The organism is Paucihalobacter sp., from assembly GCF_036825875.1.
In the GTDB taxonomy this organism is placed as follows: domain Bacteria; phylum Bacteroidota; class Bacteroidia; order Flavobacteriales; family Flavobacteriaceae; genus Paucihalobacter.
This window is the reverse complement of the sequence record NZ_DAISXK010000003.1, coordinates 85,727-105,979: the sequence shown is the minus strand read 5'-3', so window position 1 is coordinate 105,979 and position 20,253 is coordinate 85,727. Positions and strand designations below refer to the sequence as shown.

Genomic DNA, 20,253 nt, shown 5'->3' with positions numbered 1-20,253 from the left:
TTTAAAATTTAATGATTAGAAATATTTTGCTGTCCAGATAATTTTTGAAAAATCAACTGGCGTTTTAACTATAATCTTATTAGGTTTATTAGTTACGTCTTGGGAATTGGTTTCGAATATGTCTAGAATTTCGTATTCAATTAAGTTGTATCCTTTTTTTAAGCTTAAATCGAACTCATAATCCATATGAATGGTTAAGTTCGCAATGTCCCAAGTGTTTCCGCAAGTTGCTTTAATTTCAGCATCTTCTGTAACGTAAATAAGTTCAAAGTAAGAGCCCAGTACAGGTTGCATATAAGCATCATCCTCCAACCAGGGTATCAAATCTTTGTTTGAAACTGCAAACACACTTCCTGCCCAACCGTTTCTTTTGGTTTTACTCCACAGCGCGAAATAACCTCCTTTAAAACCTTTTAGACTTTCACTTGTATTTAAGTCTGAAATATTACCACATCGCAAATTGATGAGGTCATCGAATTTTAACATATTATCGTTGTTCATATTTGGTGGCAACTGAATGTCTGAAAACTCTGGAATTTTTACTTCCAAAGTACCATCAGTTTTGAGAGTGCCAAGACTCACACGATAGCTAATATCAAACGGCATAATTATAAAATCCATCTCAGGAAGGCCTTTTTGGTGATTGTCTAATTTGGTATTAAAGCTTTGGGCCTGTAGTTCGTCGCATAAGAGAATAAAAAGTATGAGGAGGATTAATTTTGTTTTCATAAGTGTCGATTTAAGATGAATACACTTTTTAAATTTTAATTAATTTTTGCGTATGCGCTTGCTGGCCAGAATTAATGTTTATAAAATAAACACCTCTAGTTTCTTTAAGATCAACGTTGATTAAATCGGTATTTTCAAAAGATTGATTTAAAATAATTTGTCCGTTAATATTGAAAACTAAAATGTCAACTTTAGGCTGAACACTTTCAAACTTTAGGGTGAATGTTTCGGTTGATGGATTGGGGTATATTAGTACTTCATTGTTTAAAAGTGAAATTGAATCTATAGAAAGTGCAGCGTCGCATGCCTCACCAGTAGCAGAATCTCCATTAATGACCCATCCACGGCCATTAACAAGTGTTTCTCTTGCTGCTAATGCACTGGTACCATATAATCTTCCTGAGGCACCTAAAATTCTGTTGGTTACTGATGGATTATTAACATGCCATCCTATTAGAGTTGCCGAATAGTTGTCACAGTCAATACCGTTATTATTAAGCATGCTACTCACATCTACATTTGCATTCAACATCCAGTTTCCTAAATTTTGATTAAAAGAGGGCGCCGTGTTTAGCATAGCCTGCATATTAGTAACTAATGCCGTATTCCAATTGCTTATATTTTGATTGAACGCAAGCGCGCCAGTAAACATAAAACTCATATCGGTAACCGTAGCCGTATTCCAGTTACCTATATCTTGATTAAAGGATGTGGTATTTACAAACATAAAACTCATATCAATGGCGGAAGACGTATCCCAATTACCTATGTCTTGATTGAAGTCCATAGCCTGAAAAAACATCTCTTTCATAGTAGTAACAGATGACGTATTCCAATTGCCAATATCTTGATTGAAAGAATCGGCATATGTAAACATAAAACTCATATTTGTAACTGAACCTGTATTCCAACTATTAATATTGGATGGACTATTGAGGACTGAGCAAAGTCGAAACATCGAGGACATATTTAACACCTCCGATAAATTAGGCGCATCCGTAGCAGAAATCTGCAAGTTTTGGCAGCCCCGGAAGGCATCCTGCATGCTCGTCCAAGTCACTTCACCCCATTGGTTTACATTTGTTAAGAGTAACCGATCTGATCCGAAGTTAATATAAAACCTCCTCAAATTTGTAGGCGCCATTATTAAGGTAACCACATCGCCAGCCATTATGGTTAAACCACTTAATGTCACGGCACCAGAGGTTGCTCTAGTAAAACTCCCAGATCCACTATTTCCTGAAGGACTGGCCGACCAAGTGTAATTGACTGGACCATTAGATGTTAATGCATTGAACCGTAATTGCGTTGAGGCTGAAGGAAATGTCCATTCGGTAATAAAATCTTGACTTTGGGCGAATTGGGCAACCCAAATTAAAATGGATAGTAAAATTGTAATTTTTGTTTTCATAATTTCTAAAGGTTTATTCCGGGAAGGAAAGCTCTATCACCTCATCTAAAGCCCTGGTTAATTGGTTACCTGGCACATGCCTTCCGGTTAGATTAATATGAAATCTCTGATTTTTTATCATATCAATACTTGAGGTTACAGTAGACTGAATGCCGGTTGTTTCTGTTTTTGTTTGTTCTTTAACTAAAATTCTTTGGTTGTTATGCAAGGTGGTTTTGGCCCAACCACCGTCAAAAGATTGATTGATGTTATTATTTAATTGTTTAAAAATGGCATTCACGTGTGGCATTCCGTTAGTTCCTGCGCCATCAACCAGGGTTAATGCAATGGTGCTGCTGGTATAATCTGGATCAATATTTTTACTATAGGTGCCTACAACAGTTTGCACGCCTACACTTTCAGTTCCTAGAAGTGGCATGCCTTGTAATTCAGTGGGAAAAAGTCTGGCCAATTCTTCGGCATTAAGCGGGCTTTGCTCTGATAGTTTTACAAGCCAAGCATTATTATTGTCAGAAATTTCAAATTCCTTAGCAATTTTATCAGCTTTAGAATTATTACATCCCAACACGGTAAGTGTTATTATAACATGGAGAATGATTTTAGTGAGTTTCATTTTATCTTATTTAAAGGTGCTATTAATATTGTTCGCTTTTGATAAAAAACTCACCATCAGTGATTGCAATTTTTCGCCTGTTCACTGGATTTATCAATGCTCCCGAAAATGTCCCTTTAATAAAAGTTTCGGTAAGCTCATTAATTTTTAAAAATGAGTCAGGATTGGTCACATCTGTGATGTACATAGACGACTCAGAGGCGTCCATATACGCAAGTGTTACGCCTTTAAAGCCGTATTCAAATTGTTTTCCTCCGGAGTAACTTCCTACACCAATTTTTCCGGTTTGTCTTATAATTATCGACATACTGTTTAAAACAGAAGAGTCTTCTTCATCTGCTTTTGATGCGCTTAAAACACCGTCATAAACATTGTCTATGTAGGGACCAAAACTAGCGCTGAGCTGATCGGCATCGTTAAATTCAGTCCATATTCCGTTCACCTTGGCTTTCAAAAAATAAGCCTTTGTTTCGTTTTGGTTTGAGGTTTCATTTTTGGATCCGTCCCATTGTTTTGCACCTAAAAAAATAAGTGCAACTGTTATTGCAATTAAAGAATTGATGAGTTTCATTGCCATAATTTTTACATTAATTTATAACCAGCAGTACTTAACTCAAAATTGATCGTTTCCAAAGACGTACATTCCATCGTTCCTGAGGTGTTTTTTTTGCCTTTATTTTTTTTATCCTTCATGTCCATATACATCATTAAGGAGTTCTGGTTATCGTGAAAATGGCTCCTCAATGCTACAGGGATTCTATCTGGATCGGTTTTAAAGACATCGTTAAAACTTACTGGTGCTTCATTGGTATAGTACATAATAAATACATAATCGTCATTTTCCATTTGCATTCCAGCACAGTCGTAGCCTAGAAAGGTTTTATTGGGCAAAGTGGTAATGGTATAGTTATCAAGATAGTTAAGTTCATCATCAAGATCTTCGGTAATATCTAAAGAGGTTGCGGTACAAATTTTATTGTCGTTGGAGTCAATAAACATGTAGCTTAGGTTTTGTTCACCATCCATTATCATAAACATTTTAGGGCCAACATCCATTGTAATTCCTAGATAACTAGCGCCTGGTTTGAGCATGTAGTCCATATTCACTTGATCCTTTCCTGTAGAAATTTTAAGTTGATATTTGTATTCAAAACTGAAGCTTTCTGGTAAATTTTGCGGCACTACTTTTTTGCCTTGTTTACCGCCAAAACTTGGATCAAAAACTTTATCCATAGATCTGCTCGCTTTTTCTGCTGCCTTTTCGGCCGTTTTGTTGATCACAGTTTGCTCAACTCGGTCTTCAACTTTCTGTTTTAGTTTTTTAAGAAATTGTGCTTCTGCATTGTTCGTAAATAGCATAGAACTTAAAAATGCTATCAAGATTAATTTTGTTTTCATTTGTATGTAATTTTGAGTTTAGTTAAATCTTTTTTGGCTTGTTCACAATTTCATATCTAAGGTGAAAACCCAATCAGTATATTGGTACAAAGGTTTATCAAAACTACCAATCGGACTATCACATATGTAACAAATGCTATAACATATGTAACATTTATAGCGATTTCGAGGCTTTTTTTGTTAATAAGAAGTGTTTTGGAAATATTTCGTGGGAGTTTAATTCAACAAAACAAGGTGCATTTTAATTGTAATCAAAAAACACAATTAAAAAGAAATAAATCGGATTTTAAAAACGTGGAGTAATATTCTAAATGAAATTACCTGACCATAGTAATCTTATCGTAATTCATTTTTTAAATTAGCCACTGCAGCCTGTTCCTGGCAACCCATCACCACCCATTAAGGATATTAATAAGTCAACACCACCCATTATTTCGCCTGCCTTTCCCAACGACATAAACATAATTTCTTTGTTGATATTACAGGCAAGTTCTTTTAAAGCTGCATCTACTTTTTCGTCTAAACCAGACGCATCCATAATGATTAAAACTTCGGTAACAATAGCATAAAGTTTTACAAGGGTTTTGCCGTACGTAGCCACAATCCCAATTGGCGTAATTGCTACACCCATGCCAGTAAAAAGTGCCATATACAAATCTATAACTTTGTTGAGCTCTTGTAGTTGCTCCTCTGTAGATTTAGAACCACCTCCTGTCCCGTTTGGCAATATTCCGTAGAGTTCTCCGGTTTTAGAGTTAATTTGCCAATAGGCTTTTGTTTGTGCCGACGTGTCAAAAATTCTAAAATTTCCGTCACCTCTATAAATGGTCTCGTACCAAAAATTAGCGTCTTCGCCCTCACGGTAAAGCTCAGTAAACCAGTCTTCTTTTAATATCTTTGACCTTTCAATACTGTTTTTATCCTTCAACAATGTAAAAGTGCTTTGTTCATAAATTTCCTTTTCTCGAATAGCTAATTGAACTGTTTTGTTCAAATTAATTTTAAAGGATTCCTGTTCGTTTTTTGAAAATGTTGAATAATTTGAAGTCGGTAAATAATCAAAATTTGTTTCTGATTTTTGGCCATCAAGTCCAACTTTATTTTTTAAAATCGCAATTCTAATTCCAGATGAAAATGTATAAGCATCTTCTGTTACCTGATTGTTTAATGGTGCCATTAAAGCAAAAAACGGATCGGTATTGGCGAAACTGCCTTGTTGTAAAATTTCTTTTGCTTTGTTATAATCTTCTTTTATAATTGCTTCTCCCCATTCTCTTGTGCTTAATCTATACTTGAGTGCATCGGAAATAGCTGCAGAAAACGTGGGTCCTTCACCTTCAAAACTAAGTATTGCACTCCCAAACAAATGAAATTTAACATCTAAAAAATCATTAAAAGATGGATTTCTGTATTTATCAATGTGCGGATCCAAGCCTGCATATACTCGGTTTACTTCATTTCTTCCTACTTTAATTTTTAGGTATAGTCCAGCGATTCTTTGCCCTAAATCCATGTTATTTCGGGGAAAGCTGATAAACTTATAATTAGACCTCGTCTCTACTCTATTTTCATCGATACTAATTTTTACAGTATGAGATGCCGCTTTATCTGTAACGTAATAGGTAAAAATATAAGGTGCAATTTCAATAGATTCGATAAATTCTACAATGCTCTCAATAACCAAATTCTGATCTTGAGCATTAAAAACAGCACCATTGGTTGCTTCTGCCATTTTTGTAAATGATTCGGTACGGTGCCTTTCCTCAGAATTTTTTACATTTAACACCAAAGCAGGTGGTCCGCTTTGGTAAAAATTTGAATTGTCCTCATTAAATTTATCCCCATTGTCGCCATCGGTTGCAAAAATTATTAAATCATTATTGGTTTGTGAAGCCTTGAGTAACCAGGAATATAATGATGAATCTGTTTCCCATTTTGTAATTGCGGCATCTTTGTAATTTTCCTTGATTGATTTTTCAAGATCTGAGACAAACCGTTTCATATTCTCGCCATAGTATTCCGAAGGCATGCTTAAAGAAACATCGTAAAGCACTAAAATTCGCGGCGCGCGTTCATTCCTTTCCATCATTGCAGGAATGGGTAAATCGTTGTCTATGATATAAAAATCTGCTGCTGATAAGCCTTCTATAAACCCTCCTTGATCGTCTAATGGCGTTACTTCTAATTTCACCAAAGGATAGGTATTTGGCACGGCCTTAGCCTTAATTTCTTGGACGCTTTTTTGTAAAGTTTTATTTTCATTATCAGTAATTTGATACTCCCCGATTTTTGCCGTCTCACCTGATACATCAATTCTATTTCCTTCTAACGTAATAGGATTGCCCATGAATGATTTTTCCTCCATTTCTTTTACATCCATATCAAAAGATTGAAACGAAAGTACAGGGGTAAAAACTCTTAAATTTCCAATATTGGTAAATGCTTGTTCTTCTATGGTTAAACCGTGTAAAAAATTGATGATTATCTGATTTCCGGCAAGTTCGTGAGCAAACCATTCACCTGAAACCAATTCTTTTTCATCTCTTAAATTTATACCATCTCGAAAACTTAAGGAAACTGAAATCTTTTCGTTTATGTAAATTGCTTTATCAGCTTGCGTTATTCGGCTACCATTGTCATTTTTCAATTCACCGAACTTAATCTTCGGATCGAAAAGATGGGCGTACATTGTTTTATCTTCATGCGCAAATTCTACAGTTGGCGTATTGTAATTGTCCCATCTAAAATCGAAAGACTGCGAACTTATTTGATCAGTATCCGGCAAAGACTGCCATAATTGTTTGGCCAAAGCATTACTTTGCTCTAAATCCTTATCAATATTTTTAACAGGTTCAATAACGGTATTTTCTTGTTCCATTTCATCAGCCCATCGTTTTAAAATTTTTTTACTGATTTTTGGAGTAAAATTCCTTTCAATGGGTCGGTAAAAAAATGCAGGAACTTCTTCCGCTTGAATATTTGTTCTTTCAAAAACCAGTTTAGAAGAGATTCCTGAATCATTAAACATGTTGTTTAGAAGTTCGGCTTTTTCTCTAGGTGTTGCAAATCCGTAACGCAGTACGCCATTGATTCCGAATTTCATTGTGTTTTTCATTCCCTTAAGCGAATTTGGCGCCGAAGGTAATAAATATATTTCATCGCGCACAAAATTGAACATCGCTTCGGGGTTTCCTTCTTTAATTAAGCTATTCATTCGTCCTTCTAAATAATCGGGACTGGTTTGAATTGCCATTAACATTTCCTCCCAAATTTTGTAAGGTGCCAATCCAATACCTTGATAATCCATTGAAGTTTCTGTGCTGCAACTAAAAAAAGATAACGGCAGCAAAGATGCCATTCCCAATAATGACATTTGTTCTATAAACTCTCGTCTTGTAGTACCGTTGTCTTTTTGTGGTTTCATAATTTTAATTGTTGGAATTAATGATTTCTGTCTGTATTTTTATTATCGAAGTCGTCCAATACTTGTAGTGACGATATGTAATTATCAAATTCGAAAAGTTTCCAGAGTTCATCTGGGGTCATTCCTTTTGCTGTAAGAAAAATATGAAAGCGGTTCACGTAAATAAATTCGATACTAGATTCGTTGGTGTCTTTATTAAATACTTCAATGATTTTTTGATTGTTTTTAATAGTTTTTTCTGACGCATCATTTGTTTCTTTAAGGTCATACAAGGCATTAAACATGGTAATAATGCTGCCCATTGGTCCTGAAGCATCAGTAATATTTAATGTGATACGCCCATCATTAAAGGAGCCTTTTGCCGTTCCCATTTCTTCTGAAACATTGATAAAATCCCTTTCATAATCACCTATTTTGACAGGAAATGTATCTTCCAGCTCTTGCTTATTCAGAGGCGCTTTATCTTTGAGCGCTATTTGATCGGACGGCGTCATTGTTTTTTCTATATCATCAACTATTGACTTTGCTTTGTTGACTTCATTTTGGTCATTTTTGCAAGCATTTAAAGCTAAAAATGCAGTAAATATTATTAGTAATATAATGCGTTTCATCAGTTTCTATATTTTTATCATTTAAACATTTTTAAACCAATCATTAAATTTTTCACCTAAAAAGGATACTGTAACTTGTTTTTTTTGAAGCGTATACGATAGTATTAGGTTCCATAATTTTACTTAAGTGAGTTAAAATTTAGTTCGTCTGCCATTTGCCATATAGTCATTAGACTATTATTGTTACTGCGCATGGTTACGTAAAAGCGCTGTTCGGCTTCAAAAATTATATGTATTAAACCAGATGGAAATACTTCCATTTCAGAAGCTTTTTGACCATTCCGCACATAAATTTTTTTGCGCATTTGCGAATTACTTTCTTCGCCTTCCCCTTCCAAATTAGCCGTTTTTAGATTATTGATAACAGATGCAAAAGAACCTAATCCATCCCAAATATTTAATGTTACATCCTTATTTGAATTAGACCCATGTTTGTATATCGCACTCGCCCAACCCAAGTTACGCTTATCTTTTTCTATGCTTTGTTTATCCAACTTGTAATCGCCTAACTCTTTTGGAAACCAATCCGCTATAGCATCAGCCGTATTGCCTGTTTTTAATGCCTTTTCAAAAACATGTTTAGAATTACTATTAGCTTTTACCACTTTTTCAATTCCCGAATCGTTGAAATTTACTTGTTGTTCTTTGGAGTTACAAGAAAATAGTATCATCAAACAACTTAAACTTAAAATAAAGTGTATGGTGTTTTTAATCAATTTCATCTTCTTAGTTTATTTAGAATTTCATTAATCTAGCACATACCAATATAAATCTTCGTAAAATTTCGTGGTGAAAACGCTCTTGGTTTTTACATAAGAAGTACCCGAAGCACTATCAAAAACCTCATCAATTTGATGTACCACCGTATTCCATCCTTCTTTAAATTGAAGGTTATAATTGGTAACCGCATCAAATTCTTCGTCACCATAACCAGTGCCTGTATTTCTTGTACAAGAACCTTTTACAGTGGCATCACCTTCAGCATAAATCCATTCCACATAGAAACCTGTTGAAGCGCTTCCCATTTGGTATCCGTGCAGCCAAGTTGCCACAGCTTCATTGGAGGCTGCGTACATGTCTCCATATCGTTTTTTCTCTGATTCAATTCCAGCAAAAAAAGATGGCACTCCAAATAGACGACTGTCTGGGTTTTCAACTTCGATGGTACTTTCGCCATATTCGCATGTATGTTCAGAACCAGCTGTTTTAAATGTGAGGGTCCATCCTTTGGGGGCATCTTTTTGTTGTTTTTTTGCTTCCTTTAGAAGCTCATCCATGTAGTCGTAGCTTAATGAAAAGGTTATGTCGCCGTTTTCATCTAAACTTCCCCATTTAGAAATTTCCTCGGTCATAAAATCAACCGATAAAACTTCTATGTTTTTTGAAGATAGTTCGCTACCTAAAGGAATTGAGATGCTTAGTTGGGCGAAAGATGTAGAACATCCAAAAACCAATAATAAAAAAGTTAAAACAGGTCTTATGTTTACTATATGTAATGTTTTCATTTTTTTCATTTTTAAAGATTAATTTTCTAATTCAAAACGTACCCAAATAGCTGCTTTACCGCTAGGATCTCCAGCTCTTAAAGGGCCTTCTAAAATAATTTTATTAGTTTCTGGAACAGTTGTTAACCATATTTGACTAGGTCCAAAGTCTTTAAATTTATTTCCTAAATTTTGGGCTATAGCACCATCATAATATTTTTTATTGCCGTTCAATTGTTTCGCACTAGTCAATATTTGAATGATTTCAGCAACCGGGACTTCTGTAGGTGTATTGGCATCTAACATTACTTTATCATTACCACTAGTGTACTCTTTAAACCATGTATAAATAGTGAAACTTGCTTTGGGATCAGTAATATCCTCATAAGAAACATTAAAAGTAACGGTGTTGTTAATTTGACTTGGCCATCGCTGAACTCGATCTTCCCTTACGTGAATTTGATTATTCATACCCCCACAAATGATAGGAATATAAGGACCAGAAATTTTATGTGGGCGGCTGGCATCTTCAAAACCACATCTTAAACCAGGAAATTTTCTGATTTTGCTATCTACAGGTGTTTTCCTTTTTCCCTTAGCGCTATACACTACGGCCATTTGAATACCATAGTCATCATTTGCTCCAACGCCATCTCGGGCTTTGATATTTTGAATATCGGTTAAAGACATTTTTAATTTGTAATTTCTTTTCTCTATACAGGTTTGAACGTTTTGTATGAAACTACTTTCCATACCCACTTTTTGATTGTTTAGATTTTTTATTTCAAAACTAATAGGCAGTGCCAGTTTATGGTCAAATGGTCTGCCAGCTAGCCAGCCGGCAATATCTGGCTTTCCATTTTTAATCGTGCTTACAATGCTGTTAATGGCTGCTACACTGGACCCTCCATATAAAAAGGCCTCAATTTTTACTTCTTCATTTTGAGACATTTCACTATAAAAGGTATTTAAACTTGCTTTGGTTAATAAAAATCCAGATTTTACATTAACGCTCGTCTTTAACTCATCAAAACTTTTTTCTGATTTAAAAATAATAACACCTCTTCTACCATAATTTACTTTTGATATATAGACATAATCTTGCGTTGGAACCTGAGCATTATCGGCAAAAAGTTGACTGGCATCCAGTCCGTCTACTTCCATTTGAAACATTTGCTGAGTAAATTCAACCATATAATAATATGAAGATTTTGATTTCTCATAACTCAACCCCATTTCAGCTCCAAACGCGCCGAAACCTCCCGAATAACGACCGTTTAATTTAAAATCGAGCTCTTCTAAAGAACGGATTTCATGAAATTTAAAGCTCATATTCGCTGGGACATGATTGGCATTTTGGGAAATAAGTTGGTTTTCAATATTTAAAATATTTGATTTGTATCTTGGATTGGGAACTTGTCTTACAGATTGAGAAGCACCCCTTAGATCAACGGATAGGTTAATTGGAGATCTATTATATCTTTCTTCTATTTGGTACGAGCCATCAACAAAGCTATTGGCTTTCATAACTATGCCCGGTTTTAACCAGTCTGGTCTTGAACCTTGCGGCATTTGACTAAAATCTCTAACATTTGCCTCTATGTTAAGTCGTTCCTTAAAACATATTGTTTCTTTGGTTTCATTTTTACCCTCATTTGTAGTGCTAGAATTATTTTTCTCAGTGAAATTATTATTAATAACAGTGAGCTTTTTCATGCCTCCCTTATTCCATGGTGATCCAATTACCAGAGATTCAAATGGAACTATTATTGGTGCCAAGGTTCCAACCATTTGAATATTTGTGTTTGTGTTAGTTGTAGTTTCAGGTTTAACTGTTTTAGTTGTTTTAGTTGTATTTGTTTGTTGTTTTGTTCTTCTTGTTACCTGTGCATCTATTGTTGTAGGAACTAATAAAAGCATCATAGTTAAAATAGCAATCACTCTGGTTTTGAAGTAATTTGCTGAAATACTCAAGTTTTTCATGATTTTTAAGTTTAGAATTAATTTTTAAAAAAAGATTTCTTCAGCTTCATGTAGTGTGCTTTCCATTTTTGCATGTTGAATCGAACTGTTTTTACTTTTCCTTCTTAGATGAATTTTTTAGATTGTTTTCGTAAACCATCTTTAAAGCACCTTCGTGTTGTTTTATACGATTGGTAATACTATCTGAGAATCTTTTATCATTGGCTTTTTAGTTTTTAATGTTTGAACAGGGTTTACTGAATTCTTATCACTTATATTTTTAGGCGAAAAACCATTCAATTTATTGATACAAAGATTTATTAAAACAGCCAATCGGACTATCACATATGTAACAAATGCTATAACATATGTAACATTTACAGCCTTTTTTGGGCTTTTTTTGTTAATAAGAGTTATTTTTAGAAATATCTACGGAAATTGATTGCACTTAAAGCAAGACGTATTTTTAACCTAAATTAAAAATATAATTACAAGAAAAGAATTGGATATTAAGAACGTGCGTTATATTATAATGAAAAATAGGAGAAAATGGTAGGTAAATGCTTTTTAAAGAGGAATGGGTAGCATGACGTTTATAAAATGATTCAAGAAAATTTGATTTATAATGCTTGCACGTAGATAAATTAATTTTTTATGAAATAGGTTTGCATTATAAACAAAACCACTCTAGTTATCTATCTAAAGTGGTTTCCGTATTTTAAATAAGATTAATATATTAGCTTCAATAATTAACAACGAATTGTTTTGCTTGACTGTAAGATCCGTCACTTAGTTTTAATACATATAAACCATCTGTCATAAATTGTGTGGTAATGGTTAAATCTGAGTTTAATTTACCTTTTTGCACTAAACGACCAGACATGTCATATACCATGTAATTTAATACAGTGTGTCCTTGTGGAAGATTTAAAACTTTTAGGTAATTGCTTGAAGGATTTGGGGAAAAACTAAAATCAAAAGTCGTGAATTCTTCTGTTGATAAAGACTGACAGGCAGGGTAGATAAATGTAATTCTTGAAGTATTCTCCCAATCTCCACCAAAGTAATCTTGAAAAATTAATTGTGCTATTAAACCATTAGCATTATAGGTTAAAAGGCTTCTATCTTCTGGCAAATACTCAAAGCCATCCCAAAAGGAAGATATAATTGCAGAAATATTAGATCCTGTATAAGAATAAGTTCTTTGTTCTGAATTGACCCACATTGCGTTTACAGTATTCCATTCCTGATACGATTCTTGTTCTAACAAATCAGCAGCATTGTACGTGTAAATTGATCTATTGGCATTTTCCCAAGTTGTATCTTCTGCATTACGCAGTTGGAATAAATCATCTATCAACTGATTAGATCCGTTGTAATTATATAGTGTTCTGCTAAACAATCCCCAATTAGCACCATCCCAATTAGATTCTATTTCTTCGGATAAATTGTCACCAGTGTATGTGTTTTGACGTCTTAAATTGTTCTCCCAATTAGTACCATCCCAATTGGATTCTATTTCTTCTGTCAAATTATTGCCAGTAAATGTACTTTGAATTCTAAAACTATTAATCCAAGTAGAGCCATTCCAATTAGATTCTATTTCTTCGGTTAAATTGTCACCAGTGTATGTGTTTTGAGTTCTAGAACTATTAAACCAAGTACCGGCAATATTTGTTTGTATAATTATTTCTATTACCTGATTTCCCTGATTATAGCTGTATATTGACCTAGAAACGTTAATACCCGAAATTAAAGTTGTAATTGTTTGTACTAAACAATCCACATTAAATGTTGCTTCCTGGCTTGCGACCTCGTCCCAATCTGTTCCCGACCATTCGTCAATGGTAAGTATTTCAGGCAGTGGGCCAAATTCATCTTCAAAAAATTGTGCGTGTACTTTAAAAAATAAAAGTAAAGTAATTAAAAGTGTAATTTTTTTCATGAGAATACAATTTAAATGATTAATAGTATAGGCTGAGTTCTAATAATTAGTTTTTTTAGATTTCTTAAAAAAAAGACAATAGCCCATTTAATCTTTTTAAGAAAAACTATAATGTTTTTATCGTAAAAATTTATCGATACAAAGATTTATTAAAACTGCCTATCGGACTATCACATATGTAACAAATGCTATAACATATGTAACATTTTGAAGGTTTTTGAAAGCTTTTTTGTTAATAACTAGTCTTTAATAGTTTGGTTGCGGAAATTGTTTCGAATCAGCGAAAAGCGTATTTCAAAAATCAAATACTAGAGCTTTCTGGTTAGAAAAACTGGCATTATAGTGAATTATGTTTTGAAAATTAATTGCCGTTAAAATAATCTACTGGAGATTTTCCGTAGGTATCTTTAAAACTTTTGGTAAAATAGGATGGCGAATTAAATCCGGATGAGTAAGCAACTTCTGCTACATTGGCATTGGAATTTTGAAGTAAGATAACAGCGTGTTTTAGCCGCTGCGATTTAATAAACATGGTTGTACTTAATCCAGTTAAGGCCACTAGTTTTCTGTGAAGTTGCATACGGCTCATGCCAATCTCTTTGCTGAAATAATCGGCATTGAATTCTGGATCGACAAGGCGTTCGTCAAGTATTTGCTGGAGTTTATTTAAAAATTTCTCATCAGTGGCAGTAATAGCGATGTCTTGAGGCTTTAACGAAACTGCCTGTTGGTAACGCATTCGAAGATTATTTCTTATTTCAATTAGTTTTTGAACCCTAATTTGAATTTTTTCAGGATTAAAAGGTTTTAGAATATAATCGTCAGCACCCGTTTTTAACCCAATCAATTCATTTTCTTCGCCGCTTTTCGCAGTGAGTAATATAATTGGAATATGAGATGTTTTTTCATCTGTCTTTAAGGTGTTACAAAGTGTGATACCGTCAGTTTTTGGCATCATGATATCCGATATAATAACGTCTGGGATATATTGAAATGCTTTATTGATGCCTTCTAAACCATCTTGAGCCTGAATCACCTTATATTTAGATTCAAACATTCTGATTAAGAACTGAAGCATTTCTGCGTTGTCTTCAACAATTAGAATTATCTCTTTCTCAGAAATATGCTTATTTATCCTGTCATCCTTTGAAAGCTTGTGTTTTAATTCTTGTGGACTAGGTTCATGAATTTCGGAATCGCTAAATACATTTTTTTCAATAGGTAAAGTTACTATAAAGTTAATTGCTGTTTCGTTTATATATTCAGCCTGAATAGTGCCCTTATTAAGTGTGACCAATTCTGTTATAAGTGAAAGTCCAATACCAAATCCCTCGTTCTTGGAATCTATTTGATAAAAGCGGTCGAATATTTTTGATAGTTCTTGTTCCTTAATTTCACTGACATCGTTTTGCACGGATAACTTTAATTGCCCCAAATTTATTTCGGAATTAAAAATAATCTCACCATTTTTCGGGGTATATTTTATAGCATTTGACAAAAGATTATTTATAATTTTTTCTAGAACATCTGCATCATACCATGCAAATTGAGCAACTTTTATGTTGGTAGTTAATTTTAGTGTTTTTTGAACGGCCAATGGTACAAACGATGCAACGATAGCATGCAAAAACAATTCAATATTGCTGTATGAAATTTTAAGTTTGACAAATCCAGATTCAAGTTTTGAAAGTTCAAGCAGCTGGTTGACTAGTCCCGATAATTGATTGGCGTTTCTATCTACCAACATTAAATCTTCTCTGGTATCGTTAGAGAGTTCATTACTTTGCAATTGTTTTTTAACAGGCGCCGAAATTAAGGTTAGAGGCGTTCTAAACTCGTGTGACAAGTTGGTGTAAAGCTTTGTTTTATAGTCATTTAATTGTTTGAGCCTTTCTGCTTTATCATGCTCCACTTTTAATTCCAACTGCATCTGCCAACGTACTTTAAAGTACGTGTAAATTAAATAGGCTGTTAATAAAGTTAAAAGTGCATAAATTAAAATCGCTCCTGCACTTGAATACCAGGGTTTTAAAATTTTAAATAAAAACTGAGTTGGTAGTTGGCTCCAAATGCCATCATAATTACTTGATAACACCTTAAATACATAATCTCCTGCAGGTAAGTTAGTATATCTGGCGAAATTAATGTTGCTTGCAGTGCTCCAGTCTTCATCATAACCATCTAATTTATAACTAAAATAATTTTTATGAGGTAACGAAAACTGTAAACTAGAAAAGGTAAAGGTTATGGTATTTTGAAATGATTTTAAATTCAGTTTTTCTGAAAAATCCATTTCGGTATTGTTAACTTCGAGTTTAGAAAGTACTGTTTTTGGTGGTTCGGTATTATTCTTAATTTCTAAAGGATTTAACCAATAAAATCCATCTAAAGCTCCAAAGTAAATATCGCCGTTTTCGGACGTATGATACGCACCGGTATTAAATTCGATAGATAAGCCATCGTAACTGGTGTAGTTTGTAATTTCTGGTTGTTCATCCCATGTTTTTGGCGGTAAAAATTTTGAAATTCCTTTATTAGAACTCAGCCAAAATTGACCTTTTTCATCAGGCATAATGGCATAAATAACATTATTTGCCAAGCCGTCATCAATAGAGTAGTTATAAAGCTTATTAGCGATTAAATCTAAAGCCATAATGCCATTGCCAGCTGTACCAATCCATAATACTTGATTGTTTTGATACAATAAAGTTTTAATTGAGTAATTATATTGAACCTGTGCCTGGTTTTGAAATAAAAGCCGACTGTAATCTTCAAACGTGCCAGTCTCAATGTTTAACTTTAGGATATGACGTTCATCAGTTGCAACCCACAAAAAGCCAGGTTCAGCATCAATTACGACCCTAATATTGTTACTAGGAAAATTACCTTGTTTTCTTGAGAAAGATTGTAAGACACCCTTGTTTTTATCAAATTGAATTAATCCCTTCTGCCCTGTTGCAAGCCATTTCTTAGAATTATGATCTTCATGAATTCGCCAAATCGTATTAACATCTACGTGGGCTGTGGGATGATTTTTATATTGAACAATTCTTTCATAATCATTCATAATGTGCAAACCGCCATCTTGCGTGCCTATCCAAAGGTTTCGATCTTTGTCGGCGTATAAACTCATGATTCTGTCGCAGGCCAACCCAATCGTTTCATTGGTTTTCATATATGTTTTCCAACTTTCATTCATCGGATCAAATCTTGTTAATCCTTTGCCGCTGGTGCCAATCCAAACAACATCTTCGCTATCGGTCACCACAGATCTTACAACATCTATATTGATATCTTCGGGGGTTAGAGAGTTCGTGTAATAATTAAATTTGTCTAAATACTCATCATAGTAACTCACACCTGCGCCATCGGTGCCAAACCACAAAACACCTGAAAAATCTTCGTAAATAGATAAGATATCGTTATAGTGAATTGTTTTTGGGTTGTTCTTTTTCTCTGTAAACTGCCTTATGATTGCTTCATCAAAATTAACTTTGAATAAACCACTTCCGTATGAACCAACCCATAAATTGTGCTTCGAATCAATTAACAAAGACAGTACATAAATATCTTTAAGCTTGGCTAAGTCTTGAAAACGTCCATCATCGAAGGTTCTAAAGTGAGTATCATTTTCGCCTTTCACCCAAATTCCTTCACCAAAAGTGCCAGCAAAAATTTGGTTTTTGTCATTTACGACTATGCTACCAAAATGAACGACTTCAGCTACATCTGGTTTGTAATTATTTATTTTACGGCTAATTAAATTGTAAGAAATCATTTTTTCCTTGCAACCAAGCCACAATTTTCCTGAGTTATCTTCGGTAATTGTGTAAATTTTAGAAGTTATTTCCGGGGCAATAATCTGTTCAATCTTGCCAGTTTCATGGTCTTTCTTAAACAAGCCGTTTTCATAAGTACCAAACCAAAAATTAAGTTGTAAGTCCTGAAACATGCATGTTACATCCTTCAATTCTAATAAAGGCAAAAATTTATCGGATTGCGCATCATACTTATGTGGAATGTTCGAACTCGGAATTACCCAAAGATTGTCTTCTTTATCGCGATAAACTTTCCCTAAATCGCTGTATTCAACGTTGGTGACATCTGTGAAAAGAAACTCATATTTTTTAAAGCTTTGGCCATCGTATTTATTCAAGCCATCTTGCGTTGCTAACCATAAATAACCTGTAGAATCTTGCGCGATTGAAATAACGCTGTTCTGAGAAAGTCCTTCTTTAACCGAAAGTTGCCTAAAAGTGATTTGCGATTGTGCACCAACTTCCCAAATAAAAAGTTGCACAATCAATAAAAAGACTACCTTAAAATTGAAACTTAAACGCAATAACATTGAGGTGGTGGATTTTAACCTCCTAAATGTACATTAAAATAAATAAAATAAAAAATCCTATTTAATGTTATGTTTTCGAAGCTAAAACTTCCAACTCATTATACCAGTCTTCACCAAATTTTCTAATAAGTGCTTGTTTTACAAATTTATAAACAGGAACTTGAAGTTCTTCTCCCAATGCACAAGCGGGATCACAAATATGCCATTTTTCGTAGTTAACTGCGGAAAACTCAGTGTAATCTTTAACCCGAATTGGATACAAATGACACGAAACAGGTTTCTTCCAAGTTATAGCGCCTTGGTTATAAGCTTCTTCTATACCACAGAGCGCGGTGCCTTTCCGATCGTAAATAACGTAAGCACAGTCTTCGCCATTGATAAGTGGCGTTTCATGTTCACCAAAATCGTTGGTGGTAAACACACCTTGTTCAGCAATAGCTTTTAAGCCTTCTTTGCGCAAAAAAGGTTTGACCATCGGAAAAATATCTTTTAAAATTTGCGTTTCAGCTACTTCTAATGGTGCGCCAGCATCGCCTTTAACACAGCAAGCGCCTTTACATGCGGATAAATTACAAACAAAATCATTTCCGATAATCTCTTCTGAAACAATGGTTTTTCCTAGTTGAAACATGGCGCAAATATACTTCAATTTGCACGGAGAAAACTGTTAAAAAATAAGTCAATTTAATGATTCATATACGGATTTAATAACGACCTTTGCCGAAATTTTCAGAGTATTGTATTATGGAATTCAATTTTAGAGAAATATTTACAGCTTTTATGGTGTTATTTGCTGTTATTGATATTGTTGGAAACATTCCCATTATTATAGATTTACGCAAAAAAGTGGGGCATATTCAAAGTGAAAAAGCTTCTATTATTGCAGGTGTTATCATGATTATGTTTCTATTTTTAGGCGAACAAATCCTGAACCTAATCGGTATTGATGTTAACTCGTTTGCCGTGGCTGGTGCGTTTATTATATTTTTTATTGCCTTGGAAATGATTTTAGGAATTACCCTTTACAAAGACCAAGGAAACAATCCCTTAACGGCATCAATTTTTCCATTGGCATTTCCACTTATAGCTGGACCTGGAAGTTTAACGACCCTACTATCTTTAGGGGCGGAATTTAAAACTGAAAACATCATTGTAGCATTGATTGTAAACGTGATTGTTATTTACATTGTGCTTAAAACCTCTTCAAAAATCGAACGCGTTTTGGGTGCCAACGGTATTAATATCGTAAGAAAAATATTTGGCGTAATTTTGTTAGCCATTGCGGTTAAATTATTTACTTCAAATATTCAAATGCTATTATCATGAAGCTATTTACCATTATTTTTTCAATTGTAAGCCTAGGAATTATAGGCTTTAACCTTGCACAAGTAAATTTTAATGCACCCTTTCAAGGCGACAGTGTTACAGCCTTAACAGTGGCATTAATTGGTTTGTGTGCTTTATTATTGGTTTGGATTTTATTTGTTTCTAAACAAATTCAGAAAAAAATACACTACAAAAAGTAATGTTTGATGTTCTAATAATTGGCGGTGGCGCAGCTGGTATGTCCTGTGCTTTGGTTTTGGGTTCAGCCCAAAATAAGGCTTTTGCTGCGGATAAAAAGATTGGCATTGTGATGCACCAAAAAGCATCGCATTTACAAACGGCATTGTTTAATAATGTTTTAGGACTGACTCCTGGAACCACAGGACAAACTATTTTAGATGACGGCATAGAACAACTTCGCTCTTTATATCCTCATGTAACCCAAATAGCAAAAGAAAAAGTTTTAGCAATTACTAAATCTGATAATTGTTTCACCGTTAGTACTAATAAGCAAATCTATACCAGTAAATTGGTAGTGGTGGCAGTTGGTTACACCAATTTAATAACCATAAAAGGTCTTGAATCTTACATAGAAACTCATCCACGAGCCTTGGTAGAAAAAGAACGAATTTGGTTAAAAAACACCCATCATTTAATAACCGAAGGTTTGTACGTTGCTGGCACTTTAGCTGGTTGGCGCAGCCAGTTTGCTATTGCTAGTGGTAGCGGTGCGCAAGTAGCTACTGATATTTTAACCCTTTGGAATGATGGTCAAGATGCGCAGGTGCACGATAAGATTTAATGGATTTTTGTTTTCACACTTGCCTACCCGTAGGCAGAAATCAAAGTGATTTTCACAGATATCCTCTTCGGAAAACCTTGCCTTTGACCATTTCTATTAGAATGGAATTCATTAATGATTTGCTGAGCAGAAAACTCAGATTTTCGCAGATTGTTCAACGTAGATTTACGGGCCAAAACTAAATGCTTTTTGCAAATAAT

Annotated in this window: 16 protein-coding genes; 3 read left to right on the top strand and 13 right to left on the bottom strand. The window is 34.2% G+C overall.

The annotated features are described in order from the left end of the window. Positions 1-15: 15 nt before the first annotated feature. The 13 genes from V7Z48_RS01930 to V7Z48_RS01870 form a co-directional block, all read right to left on the bottom strand. Entirely contained in the window at positions 16-729 is a 714-nt protein-coding gene (locus tag V7Z48_RS01930) for a hypothetical protein (protein ID WP_334111699.1), read from the bottom strand. A 28-nt stretch (positions 730-757) separates the two neighbouring features. Further along, positions 758-2,140, bottom strand: coding sequence for a BspA family leucine-rich repeat surface protein (locus tag V7Z48_RS01925; protein WP_334111698.1), 1,383 nt, complete (start codon positions 2,138-2,140; stop codon positions 758-760). Positions 2,141-2,153: 13 nt separating this feature from the next. Beyond that, on the bottom strand, positions 2,154-2,753 hold the full coding sequence (locus tag V7Z48_RS01920) for a hypothetical protein (protein WP_334111697.1): 600 nt from the start codon (positions 2,751-2,753) through the stop codon (positions 2,154-2,156). A gap of 22 nt (positions 2,754-2,775) precedes the next feature. Next, entirely contained in the window at positions 2,776-3,324 is a 549-nt protein-coding gene (locus V7Z48_RS01915) for a hypothetical protein (RefSeq protein ID WP_334111696.1), read from the bottom strand. Between the two features lie 11 nt (positions 3,325-3,335). After that, positions 3,336-4,151 (bottom strand): DUF4412 domain-containing protein, encoded by an 816-nt coding sequence (locus V7Z48_RS01910; protein WP_334111695.1) that lies wholly within the window; start codon positions 4,149-4,151, stop codon positions 3,336-3,338. 358 nt (positions 4,152-4,509) lie between these two features. Beyond that, complete coding sequence (locus V7Z48_RS01905) at positions 4,510-7,575, bottom strand: hypothetical protein (protein WP_334111694.1); 3,066 nt, start codon at positions 7,573-7,575, stop codon at positions 4,510-4,512. Between the two features lie 17 nt (positions 7,576-7,592). Continuing rightward, positions 7,593-8,186, bottom strand: a complete 594-nt coding sequence (locus V7Z48_RS01900; RefSeq protein WP_334111693.1) for a hypothetical protein — start codon at positions 8,184-8,186, stop codon at positions 7,593-7,595. 119 nt (positions 8,187-8,305) lie between these two features. Beyond that, a complete protein-coding gene (locus V7Z48_RS01895) occupies positions 8,306-8,908 on the bottom strand; it encodes a hypothetical protein (RefSeq protein WP_334111692.1) in 603 nt (200 codons plus the stop codon). Between the two features lie 24 nt (positions 8,909-8,932). Next, entirely contained in the window at positions 8,933-9,691 is a 759-nt protein-coding gene (locus V7Z48_RS01890; RefSeq protein ID WP_334111691.1) for a hypothetical protein, read from the bottom strand. Between the two features lie 18 nt (positions 9,692-9,709). Continuing rightward, positions 9,710-11,593 carry a thiol-activated cytolysin family protein gene (locus V7Z48_RS01885; RefSeq protein ID WP_334111690.1) on the bottom strand — a complete coding sequence of 628 codons (1,884 nt, stop codon included), beginning with the start codon at positions 11,591-11,593 and terminating at the stop codon, positions 9,710-9,712. A gap of 781 nt (positions 11,594-12,374) precedes the next feature. Next, the gene (locus V7Z48_RS01880; protein WP_334111689.1) at positions 12,375-13,577 is read right to left on the bottom strand and encodes a T9SS type A sorting domain-containing protein; all 1,203 of its coding nucleotides are present in this window, start codon (positions 13,575-13,577) and stop codon (positions 12,375-12,377) included. 361 nt (positions 13,578-13,938) lie between these two features. Then, positions 13,939-17,925 (bottom strand): hybrid sensor histidine kinase/response regulator transcription factor, encoded by a 3,987-nt coding sequence (locus V7Z48_RS01875; RefSeq protein WP_334111688.1) that lies wholly within the window; start codon positions 17,923-17,925, stop codon positions 13,939-13,941. 67 nt (positions 17,926-17,992) lie between these two features. Next, a complete protein-coding gene (locus V7Z48_RS01870; RefSeq protein ID WP_334111687.1) occupies positions 17,993-18,556 on the bottom strand; it encodes a DUF3109 family protein in 564 nt (187 codons plus the stop codon). 113 nt (positions 18,557-18,669) lie between these two features. On the opposite strand from V7Z48_RS01870, the gene V7Z48_RS01865 reads away from it, so the two are divergent. Genes V7Z48_RS01865 through V7Z48_RS01855 form a run of 3 tightly spaced genes read left to right on the top strand, consistent with a single transcriptional unit; the run spans position 18,670 to position 20,053 of the window. After that, the gene (locus tag V7Z48_RS01865; protein ID WP_334111686.1) at positions 18,670-19,251 is read left to right on the top strand and encodes a MarC family protein; all 582 of its coding nucleotides are present in this window, start codon (positions 18,670-18,672) and stop codon (positions 19,249-19,251) included. Continuing rightward, positions 19,248-19,451, top strand: coding sequence for a hypothetical protein (locus tag V7Z48_RS01860; protein WP_334111685.1), 204 nt, complete (start codon positions 19,248-19,250; stop codon positions 19,449-19,451). Before V7Z48_RS01865 ends, V7Z48_RS01860 begins: the two co-directional genes overlap by 4 nt. After that, the gene (locus V7Z48_RS01855) at positions 19,451-20,053 is read left to right on the top strand and encodes an FAD-dependent oxidoreductase (RefSeq protein WP_334111684.1); all 603 of its coding nucleotides are present in this window, start codon (positions 19,451-19,453) and stop codon (positions 20,051-20,053) included. Before V7Z48_RS01860 ends, V7Z48_RS01855 begins: the two co-directional genes overlap by 1 nt. Positions 20,054-20,253: the final 200 nt, after the last annotated feature.